The 16,323-nt window shown below is 65.1% G+C and carries 15 protein-coding genes and 1 other RNA gene; 9 read left to right on the top strand and 7 right to left on the bottom strand.

From position 1 onward, the window contains the following. Positions 1-19 precede the first annotated feature (19 nt). Together EHH60_RS13510 and EHH60_RS13515 are read right to left on the bottom strand one after the other, a co-directional pair. Complete coding sequence (locus EHH60_RS13510) at positions 20-550, bottom strand: chromate transporter (RefSeq protein WP_124159947.1); 531 nt, start codon at positions 548-550, stop codon at positions 20-22. Continuing rightward, a complete protein-coding gene (locus EHH60_RS13515; RefSeq protein WP_124159948.1) occupies positions 547-1,143 on the bottom strand; it encodes a chromate transporter in 597 nt (198 codons plus the stop codon). Before EHH60_RS13515 ends, EHH60_RS13510 begins: the two co-directional genes overlap by 4 nt. An 84-nt stretch (positions 1,144-1,227) precedes the next feature. On the opposite strand from EHH60_RS13515, the gene ssrA reads away from it, so the two are divergent. The 7 genes from ssrA to feoB all read left to right on the top strand — a co-directional run bounded on the left by ssrA (position 1,228) and on the right by feoB (position 6,772). Then, positions 1,228-1,594: a transfer-messenger RNA gene (gene ssrA, locus EHH60_RS13520) on the top strand. Positions 1,595-1,712: 118 nt separating this feature from the next. Further along, positions 1,713-2,231, top strand: a complete 519-nt coding sequence (locus EHH60_RS13525) for an SspB family protein (protein WP_124159949.1) — start codon at positions 1,713-1,715, stop codon at positions 2,229-2,231. Between the two features lie 89 nt (positions 2,232-2,320). Then, positions 2,321-3,760 carry a class II fumarate hydratase gene (gene fumC / locus EHH60_RS13530; protein ID WP_124159950.1) on the top strand — a complete coding sequence of 480 codons (1,440 nt, stop codon included), beginning with the start codon at positions 2,321-2,323 and terminating at the stop codon, positions 3,758-3,760. A 274-nt stretch (positions 3,761-4,034) separates the two neighbouring features. Next, on the top strand, positions 4,035-4,223 hold the full coding sequence (locus tag EHH60_RS13535; protein ID WP_124159951.1) for a DUF4169 family protein: 189 nt from the start codon (positions 4,035-4,037) through the stop codon (positions 4,221-4,223). After that, positions 4,220-4,471 (top strand): ribbon-helix-helix domain-containing protein, encoded by a 252-nt coding sequence (locus EHH60_RS13540; RefSeq protein WP_124159952.1) that lies wholly within the window; start codon positions 4,220-4,222, stop codon positions 4,469-4,471. The genes EHH60_RS13535 and EHH60_RS13540 overlap by 4 nt, the downstream gene beginning before the upstream one ends. A gap of 116 nt (positions 4,472-4,587) precedes the next feature. Further along, positions 4,588-4,863, top strand: coding sequence for a FeoA family protein (locus EHH60_RS13545; protein ID WP_061879324.1), 276 nt, complete (start codon positions 4,588-4,590; stop codon positions 4,861-4,863). 37 nt (positions 4,864-4,900) lie between these two features. After that, a complete protein-coding gene (gene feoB / locus EHH60_RS13550; protein ID WP_124159953.1) occupies positions 4,901-6,772 on the top strand; it encodes a ferrous iron transporter B in 1,872 nt (623 codons plus the stop codon). Positions 6,773-6,981: 209 nt separating this feature from the next. Here feoB and EHH60_RS13555 read toward each other — a convergent pair whose 3' ends face one another. After that, entirely contained in the window at positions 6,982-7,467 is a 486-nt protein-coding gene (locus tag EHH60_RS13555) for a YkgB family protein (protein ID WP_124159954.1), read from the bottom strand. A 592-nt stretch (positions 7,468-8,059) separates the two neighbouring features. Between EHH60_RS13555 and EHH60_RS38035 the strand changes: the two genes are divergently transcribed. Further along, positions 8,060-8,689, top strand: a complete 630-nt coding sequence (locus EHH60_RS38035) for a hypothetical protein (protein WP_245454486.1) — start codon at positions 8,060-8,062, stop codon at positions 8,687-8,689. A gap of 16 nt (positions 8,690-8,705) precedes the next feature. On the opposite strand, the gene EHH60_RS13570 is transcribed toward EHH60_RS38035, so the two are convergent. The 4 genes from EHH60_RS13570 to EHH60_RS13585 all read right to left on the bottom strand — a co-directional run bounded on the left by EHH60_RS13570 (position 8,706) and on the right by EHH60_RS13585 (position 15,456). Continuing rightward, positions 8,706-8,948, bottom strand: coding sequence for a hypothetical protein (locus EHH60_RS13570; RefSeq protein WP_124159956.1), 243 nt, complete (start codon positions 8,946-8,948; stop codon positions 8,706-8,708). Positions 8,949-8,995: 47 nt separating this feature from the next. Beyond that, positions 8,996-10,117, bottom strand: coding sequence for a DUF2336 domain-containing protein (locus tag EHH60_RS13575; protein ID WP_124159957.1), 1,122 nt, complete (start codon positions 10,115-10,117; stop codon positions 8,996-8,998). Positions 10,118-10,451: 334 nt separating this feature from the next. Further along, a complete protein-coding gene (locus EHH60_RS13580; protein ID WP_124159958.1) occupies positions 10,452-14,093 on the bottom strand; it encodes an AsmA family protein in 3,642 nt (1,213 codons plus the stop codon). Positions 14,094-14,226: 133 nt separating this feature from the next. Continuing rightward, positions 14,227-15,456, bottom strand: a complete 1,230-nt coding sequence (locus tag EHH60_RS13585; protein WP_199751443.1) for a cytochrome P450 — start codon at positions 15,454-15,456, stop codon at positions 14,227-14,229. Between the two features lie 130 nt (positions 15,457-15,586). Between EHH60_RS13585 and EHH60_RS13590 the strand changes: the two genes are divergently transcribed. Then, the gene (locus tag EHH60_RS13590; RefSeq protein WP_124159960.1) at positions 15,587-16,198 is read left to right on the top strand and encodes a TetR/AcrR family transcriptional regulator; all 612 of its coding nucleotides are present in this window, start codon (positions 15,587-15,589) and stop codon (positions 16,196-16,198) included. Positions 16,199-16,323 lie beyond the last annotated feature (125 nt).

Consider the following 16,323-nt stretch of genomic DNA (forward strand, 5'->3'; position numbering starts at 1 on the left):
CACTGCCTAGCGATTTTCATTACACAATGCCAGCAAAACCCAACACGCCCCCGGCGAGCAGGAGCCACAGGGGATTGACGCGCGAGACGGACGCCACCACGGCAACCATTGCGGTCAGAAGCAGTGCAGCAATGCTGCGATCGGTGGACTGGGCCAGGATCAGGGCACTCGCCGCCATCAAACCAATGGAGAGCGGAACCAATGCAGCCTGGATCAGGCCGGGCCAGCGCGATTGGCTCGGGCGATTCAGGAGCCGGCTGACAAAATAGGCAAGCAGTGCCGTCGGCAGGCACATCGCCAGCGTCGCCGCCAGCGCGCCGGGGATCCCCGCGACGGCATAGCCGATTAACGTCACGATAAGCACGTTCGGACCCGGCGAGAGCTGTGCGATCGCATAGGCGTCAGTGAACTGCTTGTCGGTCATCCAGTGATGGACTTCGACCGCAATGCGGTGCATCTCGGGCACCGCTGCCGCGGCCCCGCCGACGGCGAATAGCGACATCAGACCGAAGGTGGAGATCAGCGACCAGATCGGGCTGTGGCTGGTCATGCTGCTACTTTCCGTCGCAGGAAATAAGTGACGGACATACTAACGGGGATCGCGACCAGCAGCACCGCCTGGAGCGGCATGCGGAGCACGCCGATGGCGAGGAACACACCGAGCATCAGGATCGCCGCGAGGGGATCCGCGCGCTTGAGCAGCGGCGTCATCATGCGGAAGACCACCGCGATCAAGAGGCCGACCGCCGCGCATGAGATGCCGGCAAGGATTCGGCGCAGCACCTCGATATCGCCGAAACGGGCGTAGGCGATCGCCAGCGCCGTCATGATCAGCGTCGGCGGCAGCAACAGCCCGGCAAAGGCGGCAACGCCGCCGGCGACGCCGCGCAGCCGCGATCCAAACACCATCGACAGGTTGACGATGTTGGGCCCGGGCAAGAAGTGGCAGAGCGCAAAGGTCTCGTTGAACTCATCCGCCGTCATCCAACGGTGCTGCTCGACGAGCGCTCGCCGGGCGAACATCAGGACCCCACCGAAACCCGCCAGCGACATCCTGGCGAAGGCCAGAAACAACGCGACCAGGCTCGGCGGTGCGGTGGCGAGATCCGGCTCTTGGACAGCCGGTGCTGAATCCGAGGACATGTCAGGAGCTTAGAACGAGGGTCGCACCGCGGCCAAGACGATCCGGAACCTATCCAAAGGGAACCGCAGCCAATCCGCTCGAAACCCCTGTTTTTCGAAAGCTTTGCGCCCTATATTGGGGATGCCGGTTCGCCGGCTATGGAAATAAACGGTCGTCGCAATAAACCATTCGGACCCGGGGGCGGTACCCGGCGCCTCCACCAAAGCCCACCATCGGGCTAGCCCGGAAGCGGGCTTTGGCGGGGGCGAAATAGGATCGACGAGGGCGTAAAGGGCGTACTTTTTCCCGGTATTGTTCCGCCGTTATCGGGCTACTGCAATAGTTGCCAACGACAACTTTGCTCCGGTTGCTCAGGCTGCGTAACGCAGTTTGAAAGACCACTCTAAAGTCCTAGCGGGTTAAGCTCCGCTAGGCGGGGTTCGGAGGCACCTGGCAACAGAAGCCTCCACTTTAACTCTTCGATTTCTTCCCCGGCGGGGACTCCTGCTCACCCGTCAGGCGCGGTACTATTGCGGCTTGGCGAGTCGGGGCCGGCAGGGTCCGGGTTCGGGGATGCAACAGGACCACCATGGCGACCGATCATATCCGATATGATGTACTGGCCCGCGACGCGCTGCGCGGCGTGCTGCGGAAGGTGCTGACCGATGCCGCGGCCCATGGCCTGCCGGGCGAGCACCATTTCTTCATCACCTTCGTGTCGAGGGCCGAGGGCGTGAAGCTGTCGCCGCGACTGCTCGCGCAATATCCGGAAGAGATGACGATCATCCTCCAGCACCAGTTCTGGGACCTGACCGTGCTCGAGGACCGTTTCGAGGTCGGCCTGTCCTTTGGCGGCATTCCGGAGCGGCTGGTGGTGCCGTTCAGTGCGATCAAGAGCTTCCTCGATCCGTCCGTGAAGTTCGGCCTCCAGTTCGACACCTCCGACGTCGCCGAGGTCGCGCCCGAGAATTTGGCGGCGGCGCCCGCGCCATCGGCCGTATCGGTCCCGGCACCTGCCACGGAAGAGACAGAAGCCACCGACGAGCCGCCCCCGCCGAGCCAGGGCGGCGCCGAAGTCGTGCGGCTCGATCGTTTCCGCAAGAAATGATCTAGACTGGGCCCGAGCCCGTCGCACAGGGCCAAACTGCCTATATAGAGAAGCACATGAAAAGGCCGCGCGGCGTTTCGCGCGGCAGAATGGATGTGCTTATGGCCAAAACGACCGCCAAGACGACCCGCCCTTCACGCTCCGCGACCCGCATCGAAACCGACAGCTTTGGTCCCATCGAAGTCCCCGCCGACCGCTATTGGGGGGCCCAGACCGAACGCTCGCGCCAGAATTTTCGCATCGGCACCGATCGCATGCCGGTCTCGCTGGTGCATGCCCTCGGCATCGTCAAGCTCGCCGCCGCGCAGTCCAATCGCGAGCTCGGCCTGCTCGACCAGCGCCGCGCGGGCGCCATCATCCGTGCCGCGCGCGAGGTGATCGAGGGCGAGCTGGATGATCATTTTCCCCTCGTGGTGTGGCAGACCGGCTCCGGCACGCAGAGCAACATGAATCTCAACGAGGTGATCGCCAACCGTGCCAATGAGCTGCTCGGCGGCGAACTCGGCGCCAAGAAGCCGGTGCATCCCAACGACCATGTCAACATGAGCCAGTCGTCGAACGACTCGTTTCCCACCGCGATGCACATCGCGGCCGCGAGCCGCATCAATGCCGATCTCGTCCCCGCCCTCGGGGAATTGCTGCGTGCACTGCGCAAGAAGGAGAAGGAGTTCGCAAAGATCGTCAAGATCGGCCGCACCCACACCCAGGATGCAACGCCCCTGACGCTGGGCCAGGAATTTTCCGGTTATGCCGCGCAGGTCGAAAGCGGCATTGCCCGGCTCAAGGTCGCGGTGAAGGAGCTTTATCCGCTGGCGCAGGGCGGCACCGCCGTCGGCACCGGCCTCAACTCGAAGCCGCGCTTTGCAAAACTGTTCGCAAAGCATGTTGCCCGCATCACGAAGCTCCCGTTCACCAGCGCCGCCAACAAATTCGAGGCGCTGGCCTCGAACGACGCCTATGTGCTCGCGCACGGGGCCATCAATTCGGTCGCGACCGGCCTGTTCAAGATCGCCAACGACATCCGCCTGCTCGGCTCCGGCCCGCGTTCGGGTCTCGGCGAGCTGATCCTGCCGGAGAACGAGCCTGGCTCCTCGATCATGCCCGGCAAGGTCAATCCGACCCAATGCGAGGCGATGACCATGGTGTGCTGCCAGGTGTTCGGCAATCACACCGCCATCACCGTCGCCGGCAGCCAGGGCCATTTCGAGCTCAACGTCTACAAGCCCGTGCTCGCCTACAACATGCTGCACTCGATCCGCCTGATGGCGGATGCCGCACGCTCCTTCACCGAACATTGCGTCAGCGGCATCCGCGCCGACGAAAAGCGCATAAGCGAGCTGATGCAACGCTCGCTGATGCTGGTGACGGCGCTGGCCCCGAAGATCGGCTATGACAACGCGGCAAAGGTCGCCAAGACGGCGCATGCCAACGGCACCACGCTCAGGGAGGAGGCGCTGCGGCTCGGCTTCGTCTCGGCCGACGAGTTCGACCGGCTGGTACGCCCCGAGAAGATGACCAGCCCGGGATAGATTTCCGAATTCCGATAGCCATCCGTAATGATACGGACCCTCGGGCCTCAGAAATATGCGGTTTTGGGGGAGGGATTTGATTACCGTCAATGTTGCGGCGGGGCGGTGTGTTACGCAGCTCTTCCGCCCTCGGGCGAAATTCATCGTTTGATGGCCCGTGGGGCCGATTGACGAGGACGAGCGAATGGCGATCAAGTCTTGCGGGGCGCAACGTGGCACCCTTTTTCTGAATGTTTCATCCTGCCTAGCGAGGATCTGCTGATGGAGACGCGGCATGGGGAACGTCATCAACCTGAATCGCTTCAGGAAGCGCGTCGAGCGGGAAGCCTCGGCGAAGCAGGCGGACGCCAACCGGGCGAAGTTCGGTCGCACGAAGGCGGACCGGTCGGCAGAGGAGAAGCGGGCGGACCAGGCCAAGGAGCATCTGGACCAGCACCGGATCGATCACGAGGAGCAGCCATGAAGTCGCCCGTCGTGAAACGGTCGATTGTCGTCGCCGGCCACAAGACCAGCGTCAGCCTGGAAGAGGCGTTCTGGAACGGGATGAAGGAGATCTCCGGCCTGCGCAACATGACGTTGTCCGAGCTGGTCGGCGAGATTGACAACAACCGCCAGCAAGGCAATCTGTCGTCGGCGATCCGTCTCTTCGTGCTTGACTACTTCAAGAGCCGCGCCATGGCGGCTCATCCGGACAAGGTCCCGGCCCAGTAGCCCTCGGGGGGCGCCCGCGACGGCGCCCCGGCTGCAACACTTTAAAATCACTCTAAGGTGCAGTTTCCACGGGTGCGCGCGCTTGACCTCAATGCCCCGCGTTGAAAATACAGGGCATGACCGACACCACTGACACGCGTCCGCACATGCCGCTGGGTCTGGCCCAGCGGGGCTATACCGGCGTCATCCAGCACCTTTCCGCCAAGCAGGCGGGCTCGGCGCTCTCGGACGTCGAGCTCGAAAGCCGCCTGATCGAACTCGGCTTCGTCGAGGGCGCCCGGGTCGAGATCTTGCATGAGGGGCTGGTTGGGCGCGACCCGATCGCCGTGCGGGTCGACAGTATCACCATCGCGGTCCGCCGTCGCGAAGCCATGGCCATCATCGTCGCCTAGAATGCGACGGGACGCCTTATCCCGGGCCCCTGATCACATGGAACTCCCCCTGCTGCATCTCGCCCTGGTGGGCACGCCAAACAGCGGCAAGACCTCGCTGTTCAACGCCCTGACCGGCAGCCGGCAGAAGGTCGCGAATTATCCCGGCGTCACCGTCGAGCGCAAGGAAGGCTTCTTCGTTACCCCGCTGGGACGCCAGGTCTCGGTGGTCGACCTGCCCGGCACCTATTCACTGCGCGGCCGCAGCCCGGACGAGGAGATCACCCGCGACTTCGTGCTCGGCAAGGCCAGCGGCGAGACGGTGCCCGATCTCGTGCTCTGCGTCGCCGATTCCACCAATCTGCGCCTGACCATCCGCCTGCTGCTCGAGCTCAAGCGCACGGGACGGCCGATGATCCTCGTGCTCAACATGTTCGACATCGCGTCCCGCCGCGGCATCACTGTCGACGCGGAGCGGCTCGCAAAGGAGCTCGGCGTGCCCGTGGTCACCTCGATCGCGGTGCGCAAGGGCGGTACGGCCGATCTGCTCAAGCTGACCGACGAGATCTCGGCCAAGCTCGCCACTGAGTCGCAGGAGAACAGCTGGCGTGCGCTCAGCGTCAGCGAATTGCGCGCCACCCAGCGCGAGGCCGACCGCATCATCGCCAACTGTGTCAGCCTGCCTGCCAGGCCCGACACCTGGACCGCGCGGATCGACGCGATCGTGCTGCATCCGGTGGGCGGCCTCATCGTGCTCGCGCTGATCCTGTTCGTGATGTTCCAGGCGGTGTTCGCCTGGGCGCAGCCACTGATGGAGCTGCTCAACTCGGGCTTCGAAGCGCTGGGCGAATTCGTCCAGGCCACCCTGCCCGCCGGCCTGCTCCAGAGCTTCCTTCAGAACGGCGTGATCTCGGGCGTCGGCAGCGTCATCGTGTTCCTGCCGCAGATCATCATCATCTTCCTGTTCATCCTGCTCCTGGAAGATTTCGGCTACATGGCCCGCGCCGCGTTCCTGATGGACCGCATCATGGGCGGCGCAGGGCTGCACGGCCGCGCCTTCATTCCGCTGTTGTCGAGCTTTGCCTGCGCCATTCCCGGCATCATGGCGACGCGCGTGATCGACGACAAGCGCGACCGGCTGACCACGATCCTGATCGCGCCGCTGATGACCTGCTCGGCGCGCATTCCGGTCTACACGCTGATCATCTCGGCATTCATTCCGGCTAGGGACGTCTGGGGCTTCATCAACCTCCAGGGCCTCGTGATGTTCGGCCTCTACGCCACCGGCATCGTCAGCGCGCTTGCCGTCTCGTTCCTGATCAAGTTCTTCATGCTGCGCGACTATGCGCCGGCGCCGTTCATGCTGGAGCTGCCGGATTACAAGATGCCGCGGCTGAAATCGATCGCGATCGGGGTCTACACCCGGGCCAAGATGTTCCTGCACCGCGCCGGCACCACGATCTTCTCGATGATGGTGCTGATCTGGTTCCTGGCGTCGTTCCCGCAGCCGCCCGCGGGCGCGACCGAGCCAGCCATCGATTTCAGCCTGGCTGCGATGATCGGCAAGGCCCTGGAGCCGCTGCTCGCCCCCGTCGGCTTCAACTGGCAGATCGCGGTCGCCCTGATCCCGGGCATGGCGGCGCGCGAAGTCGCGGTCGCAGCGCTCGGCACCGTCTACGCGATCGAGGGCGGCAAGGAAGCGGCCGAGCAGATCGGCCAGGTGCTGGCGACGAAATGGTCGCTGGCGACCGCGCTGTCGATGCTGGCCTGGTACATCTTCGCCCCGCAATGCGCCTCCACGCTGGCCGTCATCCGGCGCGAGACTGGCAGCTGGACCTGGATGGCCGCGACCTTCAGCTACATGCTGGTGCTGGCCTATACGGCGAGCCTCGTGACGTACAACGTCGCGGTGGCGCTCGGAGCGGGATAGGCCCTCGCCAGATCAAAAATGCGAAAACAACCCCATGCACAGTAGACGGGGGCTGTGAAATCAATGACCTACGGATTATCCTAAATTCACTTGCGCCGTCGGGCAAAACAGCGGCATAATGGCACCATCGGCCCGCTACGGCATGGCGACCTTCTCGAAATGCTGAGCCCGGGCAACGGCCCGCTTCGCAAGTGTCCTCGAGGGCCTGCTCAGCCGGCGCGGAGCCGAACGAGCGATCGCGGCAGTGAGGTGAGAAACAGCACGACGCAAACACAAAGCAGGACGATGTCCTTGAACAGGAACTCGCCGGTCAAATTCCACGCCATCGGATCGGATGACAGGCTCCATTTCACGACCCCGGGCGTCGTGAAGAAGAACGACCAGGTTGTCGCGAAGGTCACGATGCCCATGAACGAACCGAGCGCAGACAGGATCGGGCTGAATGCGCCGGCCGCGAGCAGCGCCGCAATCACGAACTCGGAAACACCAAGAAAATAGGCCTCTCCCCTCAAGCCGAACACCGACAGCCAGGAGATGAACGGACTGTTCGTGATGAACTGGGCGATGCCCTCTGCCGATTGGAGCGTGAACTTCTGCATTCCAAACGACACGAAGATGATCACCATGACCCAGCGAAGGATGGCAAGAGGACGATAAGAACCCTCGCCATTCTCGGCGACGTTGAATCCGTTCATGTGACGATTCTCCCGGCTACGCGTTCTTTGATTTGCGAACGAAACGTCCGCTGCAGGCTGTACGGCGGGGGCCCTGCCGCGTTACCGGTGGCACGGGGTTCCGCCGATCACAGCCGCGTGTAATGGCGTCCCGTGACGAAAATCCTGCCGCGCAGGATGAGCTTGGTCCTACCCGTCCATGGAATACAGACAGGAGCACGATCGGCATCGTCGCTCTCCCGGGCCCGGCCAGTCACTGCGGGTCACTGCGTCCATTCTCCGATTCGCTCTCCGGCTCCGGGATCAGCACGGCCGGTTCGTCATAGCCTTTGCGGCTGCTGTAGAACACCAGCGCGTAGGATGGGTAGAGCGCGAGCGAAACCCATCATTAGCCACCGCGCCGAGCGGACGATGGGTTTCGCTTGCGCTCTACCCATCCTACGGGCTTTTTTACATTTGGACGCAAGGATGAGGCCGCCGGCGAGGCGGCCTCCGGCCGACCTTGGATCGATGTGCCTCAGCCTATCAAATCACTTGGCCAGCTACTTCTGGGCAACTACTTCGTGTAACCCTGGCTCGTACACCACCACATGGCGTCGGCCGAGGTCGAGCCATGCTCAATGACGTATTTTCGGCACGCTTCGTAATTGACGGCGTAACGCTTGGCACACGGGACCGGGGAAATGGTGCCCCCGCTCCAGGAACACTTGTATTGAGCATTGGCTGCCGGCATCGACAGGGTTACGACAGCGAGCCCGACGACGAGAAACGCGAAGGTCTTCATGACTATCTCTCCCAAATCCATGGATTAGCGAGTGATATCGCAAGTAGTACGATAGCATGCTTTCGATTGCGCGAGCTCGACGCATGCCCATTCGGGATCGAAGGGGTGCCTTGCGGAAATGCCGACTCTCACACCCAGGGCGTGGCCTTCGAAGGCGAAACGATGTTCTTCGCGCAGCGACGCGTGCTCTGGCAGGCCGGCGCCGGTCCACCGCTTCCTGCCGGGCCTGATCGAACGCGTTCTCGCCGGCAAGATCAAGCCGGCAAGGTGTTCGACCTGACGCTGCCACGGTCGGAGGTGGCAAGGATACCGCGCCATGGACGAGCGGCGCGCGATCAAGAGCTTGATTACCGTGTGAAGGGGGGACGACGCTCTGCACTCCGTCATCGCGAGCGCAGCGAAGCAATCCAGAATCTTTCCGAGGCGGCAGTCTGGATTGCTTCGCTGCGCTCGCAATGACGGCGTGGGAGGCAGCCTACCTGAAATACCCCAGCACGAGATCGACATCCGAGCTGCCTGCGACCGTGCCGTTCAGCTCGGCGTCGATGACGCGACGGCAGGCTTCGACGGCGGCGTGGTCGCCGAGATCGTTGGCGGCTTCCAGCACGAGCCAGGCGGCGTCCACCGACGCCTTGTCCGGTGCTCCGCCGCCGAGATCGGCGGTGACGGCATTGCCCAGGTTCTTCTTGCGGACGGCGGTGCCGAATTGAGGCAACATTGCAAATACTCCCCTTCGAATTCCGGGATGATGCTCAGTACACCCGACTAGTGGACCTGGAGCTCGGGCTGACGGCCCGCCGCATCGGCGCCCGCGCCGGTCTTGCGCGACTGATAGAACTTCAGGATGCTGCGCGAGGTCTCGATCTTGAGCCGGCCGTACTCGCGCTCGTTGTCCTGGAGCTCGCGCGCCGTGATCAGATGATCCTTGGCGCCGAGGAACAAGAGCGACATCGTCGTGTCCCAGGAGAATTCGAGCGCCTTACACAACACCAGGATCATCTCGCGGTTACGGTCCATCAGCGCGCGCTCGATCACGTCGACGGGCAGCGACGAGAGCAGCGACAGGCCGATCTGCACCTCGTCGAAGCGGTGCTGGCGCGCATAGTTCGAGATGGAATCCTGATTGAGGTTGCCCTGCCGATACTGCGTCGTGACCACGCGCTTGGCGACGAAATAGCTGCGCGAGGACGGGCCGAATTTGGACTGGAGATCGCCGGTGAGTTCGGTCACCGAGCTCTGGATCTGCGCCATCATCTCGGGCCGCTCGCTCTCGAGGCGGCGGCGCACGTCTTCCGACGCCTTCGAGATGAGCTGCTGGAAGATGTGGCGCGGCACGTCCTTGCGCAGGCCAAGCTGTTCGGCGAGAATCGAATCGCCCTCGGCGCGACGGACCATGTGCAACAGGCCCGATCCGGAGAAGCGCGCGCCGTCGTTCCTGGCAACCGACGTCACGACTTCCTGGTTACCGCGCTTGACCAGCACGTCGGTCACCGCTTCGCCGATCGACTTGCGCTGGGCGATCGCGAGCAGGTGCGACTGGCTCTTGGTCAGGGCACTCTCGACCAGCATCTTCTCGTCGAGACGATTGGAGTCGCGCAGCACGGGACCGGCGACCTCGATCTCGTCGTCGAGCGCGAGCTTTTCGATGACGTTGAGCGGCGCGTGATCGCAGGCCGCCATCAGCTCCGAGAGCTGCGCCCGCGCGGCGACCTCGATCTCTTCGGCGAGCCGGCCGATGACCTCGCCGAACGTGGAGATCTCGTCGTCGCTGTAGCGGCCGGTGATCAGAATATCGGTCGCGTGCCACAAAGCCTTCGCCCGGCTTTCGTCGGTGCCGCGCGCGATCGCGTCGTCCAGATCCTGCAGCAGCGATTTCGCCCCGTTCATCTCGATCACCCCAGTTCTTGGTAGCCCGTTGGCAGGCCGTCCCGCCGCTCTTGGCGCGACGCCGAATTCCTCTGGGAACCGACGCTAGAGATGAAACGCGAGAATTCAGTAAAATCGGCAAATCAGTTTTGCCGACGAAAATTCATTCAAATGCGAGGGAATGGATTTACCGGTGCGAAAGGTGCGCACTTTCCGTAGGACCCTAATGCCTGCTCCACGTCATGGCCGGGCTTCGTCCCGGCCATCCACGTACGGCAAGGCACGGAGAACGTGGATGCCCGGGACAAGCCCGGGCATGACGACCTTTATGGCCACGGTCGCGCTTGGCTCAACGTCACGGATTCTGCGGCGTCAGCACCAGCGGCGGCTTCGGCCTGGGCCTGGCGGGCGGCGGGCCCGGAGCCGGCTTCACCTCGATCGGCGGCGGCAGAGGCGCGGCCTGCTGGCTTGCGAGCGGCGGGCTTGTGAGTGGGGGGCTTGGCGCGGCGGGAGCGGCCTGCGGCGCCCGCGGCGTCGGCGCGGGCCGCGATTCCACCTTGGGCTTCGCCGGCATGCGGCGCGGATCCTGACCCGGCAGCGGCACATTGGCCGGCGCCTGCTCAGGCGCTGCATCTGGAGACACCAGCGTCGGCAGGGCAGCGGTGGCCGGCGGCGGCTCGCCGCGTTCGATGGCATCGAGCCGACGCGTCTCACGATCGATCGTGCGCACCGCAAGCCATGACGACAGCGGCGTGAGGTCGATGGTGCGGCTCAGCTTGTCGGGGGGCCCTGCCGCGAACAGCTGGATCTCCGGCGGCGCGCCGGAGAGGCCGGTCATGATTGGCGTCAGGCTGGCGCGGATGTCGGCCTGGTCGGCGGGAATGTCGTAGCCTCCGGAGACGATGGCGCGGGCGTTCTTGGCCTCGAGCGGCGTCGCACCGACGCGCAGGCGGCCGTCGCGGATCGTGAACGGGATCTGCGCCGAGGCGATCGCAATGCGCCCCGCCGACAGCGCGGGCTCGACGAGCTGCCGCAGGCGGTTGTCGTCGGCGACCTGGCCGCCGTCACTGGCGCGGATGGCGATCTCGAAGGCGCGCGGATTGAGGCCGCTGATTTCCGCGGATTCGAGCGTCACCGTGCCGTTGCCGGCGAGCGCGCCGGTCAAGGCCGCGACGCTGCGACCCTGGCTGGTCAGCGCCATCTGCACCGAGGCACGCCCCTTGGGCAGCGCGAGGTCGCGATAGCGCAGCGTCGCCGCATCGACATTGCTGAGCTCGATGCGCGCGTTCAGCGCAAGACCATTAGCGCCATTGCGCGCGTCGAGGCTCGCGGACATCTCGCCGCCGCCGAGGCCGCCCTTGAGTGCATCGAATGCGAGCGACTGCCCGTCGCTGCGGATCGTGCCGCCGAAGGGGCGCAGCTCGATGCCGCCCGGCAACGTTCCGCGCAGGGCCTGGAAGGCGACGCGGCCGCGCCAGCCGCTGACGAGCCCCGGACTGAACGGCTCGCCGGACTCATGCCCGGCCGCGCCGATCGCGATTGCGAGCGCCGGCGCAACGTCGAGCGAGTCGAGGCCGACCTCGCCGTCGACGCTTTTCTCCTGATCGAGCATCACCGAAAGATGCCCGCGCAGATGCGAGCCCGCTGCATTGCCGTCGAGATCGCCGAACGTCAGACGATTGCCCGAGAGCGTCAGGCGGGACGACAGGCTGACATTCCGCGTCGATTTGTCGGCCGGGCCGGTGCCGAGCAGCGGCGCCAGATTGACGTTGCGCACGCGCAGGTTCACGTTTCCCTTCGGCTCCGACAGCTCGACGCTGCCTTGCGCATCCGCATCGAGCCCGCCGCCACTGAGCTTTGCGTTCAATTGCAGCGGTCGCCGCCAGGCGCCGCTCAAGCGGCCTTCGAACTGCGAGGCGCCCTCGCCCGCGGCCACGACGCCATCGAGCCCGAGCAGCGCCAGCATCGCACCGGCCTGCGATGACGAGCCCTTCGTGTCCAACGTGAAGTCGCTGTTGCGCAACCTTTCGAGGTCGATGCCTCCGATGGCGGCCGCCGGGGTCTGCGCCGCCAGCGTCGCCGTGGCCTTGAGCTGCGGCGCGTCGAGGTCGAGCACGATTCGGGCATTGCTGCGGTCGGCATGCTCCGTGTTCCTGTCCAGGCTGAGATCGAGCTTGAGACGGGTCGCGCCGGGCAATGACGGGAGCGCATCGACGCGCGCGCGCACCGCGGGTGCAAACGGCTCGATCAGCGCAGCAAGTTCGCGCAGCGAATTGGCCGAGGATTTCAGTGCGAGCTTGCCGGTGGCCTTGGTGCGGTCGAAGCTGCCGCTCGCCTCCGTGGTCACGCCGCTGGCCTGACCGAAGCGCAGTTGCTCCAGCGACAGCGATGCGGGGCTGTAGGCGAGCTTGGCTGCGAACGGCCGCAGCTCCTGTCCAGCGGAGATCGCACGGCCGATAGCGAGCGAGAGTTTCGCCTCTTCCGGCCACTCGCCCTGCGGCCCCGCCAGCGCGCGCACGAAATTCGCGGCGGCATCGAGGTCGAGCCGGTCGGCCTTGAGCTCCGCGTCGATCCGCGAGCCTTTGCTCGCGCCTGATTGCATGAAGGCGATGCGACCTTCGACGGCGCCGCCGTCGATGTCGGCTTTCAGCCTGTCGATGGCGAGGTGATTGGCGGCGATGGTCACGTCGCCGGCGAGGCGCAGCGGCCGCGTGCTGCGGCGGCCGATTTCGCTGCGACCCTGGAGCCAGGCCACCAGCGTGTCCGGATCGGACGATTCGACGCTGAGCCGGCCGCTGAAACTGTCGGCGCCGGGAGCCGCGCCATTGAGCGAGAGCTGCGTCATGCCGGGCGCGCGCAGCTCGAACCGCCGGAAGGTCCAGGACCGTCCGTCGGTCTGAAGCTCGGCCGCGATGTTCTGAAGCGGACGACCGCCGAGCATGATCTGATCCGCGTTGAACTCGATCTGCGCCGGGATCGGCACCTGCGGGATCGCCGCAAGGCCCGCCCGCAGCGCCGGCAGGACGCGCTGCGGATCGGCATCATCCTTGGCCGTCAGCCTGTCGGCATCGACCTGCCGCGCCGACAGCACCGCGCGCAGCAGCGGCGAGGCGCCGAACCTGAGATCACCGACGCCGCCGAGCTTCAGCGCGGCGTCCTCCGTGCCGAAGCTCGCGTCGATCTGCTCGAATTTCGCGCCGGCCGGATCCGCCTTGAGCCTGGTCGCGAGCTTCCAGGGCGCCGGCCCCGCCTCGCCCGCCTTCTTGACCGCGGGCACGGCGAGCGTCAGCGCGCCGTCGAATTTCGGCTGGCGATTGTCGAAGGCGAGCACGCCTTCGAGATCTGCGAGGATGGCGCGCTCGCCGGGATCGATGTTGAGGTGCAGACGGGTGGCGCTGCCGTCGGCGCTCGGGCCGGAGGAGACGCGGAACGGGTAGCGCACCCCGGCAGCGCTGAAACTGCCGTCGCCCCGCACCGAGCCTGCCAGCGATCGCACGTCACCGGAGAAGGCAATGTCGTTCAATTCCAGCGTCGAGCGGCTGGCGGCGTCATGCAGGGCGATGCGGCCGGTGAGATTCAGCCGTTCGATGGCGAGGGATGCCAGATTGAAGGTGCCGCTCGCGATCGACGGCAAGTCGACCCGCCCGCGCGCATCCAGGCCTAGATCGACCGCCATGCCGCCCACCGAAAGCTCGGTGGCGCGCCATTCGCCGCGCATCAGGGAGCCCAGGCTGAACTCGACGTCGAGCTTGTCGGCGCGCAGGCGGCCGAGATCGTTGTTGCCGCCGAAGGTGACCTGGCGCAGCCGCAGCGTCGGCGCCGGCAGCAGCCGCGCGTCGAGCTCGCCCGCCACCCGCACCGGCACGCCGATGATCTTGCCAGCCTCCGCCTCGAACTGGGGCCTGAACTGGTTCCAGTCGATGTAGTAAGGCCCGATCAGCGCGGCCAGCAGCGCAATGATGAAGGCAATCGCCAATCCGAGCAGCGTCGTCTGCACGGGTCTCCCCTCGGCCAAAACCGGCCCGGGCCGAACCTGAGGGCCTCAGGCGCGCCGGAACAGCCCCTTATATAGGGGGAAGTGTGGCGAAGTCACAGCGACTGTTGCGCGCGGAGGTTAACGCTGGCAGGTCTCACCAGCTCGCCGGCAGCCGCTTCAGGCCACGCAGCACGAAGGTCGGCCGCCATTCCGGATTTTCGGCATCGTCGATGCGCAAGTCCGGCAGCCGCCGCAGCAGCGTGGCGATGGCGATCTCGGCCTCGATGCGCGCCAGCTGGGCACCCAGGCAGAAATGGATGCCGCCGCCGAACGACAGCGGCTTCACGTTCGCCCGGGTGACGTCCAGCCGGTCGGGCCGATCGGGATAAATCGCGGGATCCCGGTTGGCCGAGCCGAGCAGGCACAGCACGCTCTCGCCCTTGGGAATCTTCACCCCGCCGAGGTCGACATCCTCCAGCGCGACGCGCCCGGTCATCTGCACCGAGGAATCGTAGCGCAGGAATTCCTCGATCGCGCCCTCCATCAGCTCCGGCCGCGCCTTGAGCAGCGCCAGCTGATCCGGATTGCGGTGGAGCGCGAGCAGGCCGTTGCCGATCAGGTTGACCGTGGTCTCGTGGCCTGCGCCGAACAAGAGGATGATGTTGGCGGTGAGTTCCTCATTGGTGAGCTTGTTGCCGTCCTCCTCGGCCTGCACCAGTCGGGTGATGAGGTCATCCCCGGGAGTGCGGCGGCGCAGTTCGAACAGCTGCTGGAAGTACATCTGCGCCATCAGGTTGCCGGCGTTGCCCTTTTTGATCTCCTCCGCAGACAAGGGCACGGGATCAAGCAGCCGCCCGCCGTCGCGCGAGCTCTTGTAGAAGACTTCGCGGTGCTCCTCGGGGATGCCGAGCATGTCGCAGATGATGGTGACGGGCAGGCGGAAGGCGAAATCCTCGATCAGGTCCATGTGGCCGCGATCAATCACGGCGTCGATGGCCTGGTCGACGATCTCCTGGATCCGCGGCCGCATATCCTCGACCCGGCGGGCGGTGAACGCCTTCACCACGAGGCCGCGCAGGCGGGTGTGGTCGGGAGGATCGGCTTGCAGCATCCAGTAGCTCATGCTGCGAAACACCGGCTCCTTCATGATCTCGGGGCCGTAGCGTCGCGTGGTGCGCTCGACGAAATCCTTGCCAAAGCGCTTGTCGCGCATCACGAGGCTGACGTCGGCATGGCGGCTGGTGACGAACTGGCCGAACGGCGTCACATGGATCGGATCGAGGGTGCGCAGCCGGTCGTAATGCGGATAGGGATCGCGGATGAAGTCCGGCGAGAGCGGGTTGAACAGCGGTCCGCCGCCGGCGCCTTGCACGTGCTCGTTCATGGTGACCTCAGATCGGTTGCCGCATGAATCGAATACGCCGGGCAGCCCCTCACGCGCAGCGTAACCATCCCTGAATTATCCAACTAGATACATTGTTGTATCGAGTTGCAGTCTGCCCTAACCTGCGCCGATGTCAAGGGTGAGAACGAGACCGACCAGGGACGACACGCGCGACAGACTGTTCGAGGCGGCCGCGCGCGTGTTCGAACAGGACGGCATCGGCGGCGCCAGCATCGAGGCGATCGCGGCGGCGGCGGGTTTTAGCCGCGGGGCGTTCTATTCGAACTTCAAGAGCAAGGACGAATTGATCATCGCCATGATCGAGGATCATGTCGAGCAGTCGATCCGGCGCAACATGGACATCCTCGCGGAGCACGACAATCTCGACGATTTCATCGCGGCGCTGAAGACAATGGATCGCAGCCGGCAGGATCCGCTCGGCCGCTCGCCTCTCCTCCACATGGAGATGATCCTGTTCGTCGCACGCGCCGAGAAGCGCCGCCCGGAGCTTGCCAAGCGCCTGCGTGCGCGGCGCAAGCTGGTCGCCGACATCGTCGAGGCGACGTTGAAGAGCAACGGGCGCAACGACAATCTGAACCCGCCCTGGATGGCCTCCATCGTGCTCGCGCTGGAAGACGGCTTTCGCCTGCACCGGCTGATCGATCCGGAGACGACGCCGGCCGACAGTTTCCTGCGCGCGATCACGGATCTCAGGCGCAGGACGGGATTGGCGTCGGACTAGCGAAGAGCGACCCGAGTCAGCGAGCTGCGAGATTTGTCGCAGGATCGGACAAGGCATGTCCGCTTTGGGAAAGACGTTTCGATCCGCCCGGCGCCACAAACAAGCCCATCGCTCGAATCCGAAGG

The sequence above is a fragment of the Bradyrhizobium sp. RP6 genome (genome assembly GCF_003837805.1).
GTDB lineage: Bacteria > Pseudomonadota > Alphaproteobacteria > Rhizobiales > Xanthobacteraceae > Bradyrhizobium.

What these genes read in the sequence shown, in the direction of transcription:
- EHH60_RS13510 (WP_124159947.1), bottom strand. Translation starts at nt 550, where the DNA reads ATGACCAGCCACAGCCCGATCTGGTCGCTGATCTCCACCTTCGGTCTG.
- EHH60_RS13515 (WP_124159948.1), bottom strand. Translation starts at nt 1,143, where the DNA reads ATGTCCTCGGATTCAGCACCGGCTGTCCAAGAGCCGGATCTCGCCACC.
- EHH60_RS13525 (WP_124159949.1), top strand. Translation starts at nt 1,713, where the DNA reads ATGGCGACCGATCATATCCGATATGATGTACTGGCCCGCGACGCGCTG.
- fumC (WP_124159950.1), top strand. Translation starts at nt 2,321, where the DNA reads ATGGATGTGCTTATGGCCAAAACGACCGCCAAGACGACCCGCCCTTCA.
- EHH60_RS13535 (WP_124159951.1), top strand. Translation starts at nt 4,035, where the DNA reads ATGGGGAACGTCATCAACCTGAATCGCTTCAGGAAGCGCGTCGAGCGG.
- EHH60_RS13540 (WP_124159952.1), top strand. Translation starts at nt 4,220, where the DNA reads ATGAAGTCGCCCGTCGTGAAACGGTCGATTGTCGTCGCCGGCCACAAG.
- EHH60_RS13545 (WP_061879324.1), top strand. Translation starts at nt 4,588, where the DNA reads ATGACCGACACCACTGACACGCGTCCGCACATGCCGCTGGGTCTGGCC.
- feoB (WP_124159953.1), top strand. Translation starts at nt 4,901, where the DNA reads ATGGAACTCCCCCTGCTGCATCTCGCCCTGGTGGGCACGCCAAACAGC.
- EHH60_RS13555 (WP_124159954.1), bottom strand. Translation starts at nt 7,467, where the DNA reads ATGAACGGATTCAACGTCGCCGAGAATGGCGAGGGTTCTTATCGTCCT.
- EHH60_RS38035 (WP_245454486.1), top strand. Translation starts at nt 8,060, where the DNA reads ATGCTCAATGACGTATTTTCGGCACGCTTCGTAATTGACGGCGTAACG.
- EHH60_RS13570 (WP_124159956.1), bottom strand. Translation starts at nt 8,948, where the DNA reads ATGTTGCCTCAATTCGGCACCGCCGTCCGCAAGAAGAACCTGGGCAAT.
- EHH60_RS13575 (WP_124159957.1), bottom strand. Translation starts at nt 10,117, where the DNA reads ATGAACGGGGCGAAATCGCTGCTGCAGGATCTGGACGACGCGATCGCG.
- EHH60_RS13585 (WP_199751443.1), bottom strand. Translation starts at nt 15,456, where the DNA reads ATGAACGAGCACGTGCAAGGCGCCGGCGGCGGACCGCTGTTCAACCCG.
- EHH60_RS13590 (WP_124159960.1), top strand. Translation starts at nt 15,587, where the DNA reads ATGTCAAGGGTGAGAACGAGACCGACCAGGGACGACACGCGCGACAGA.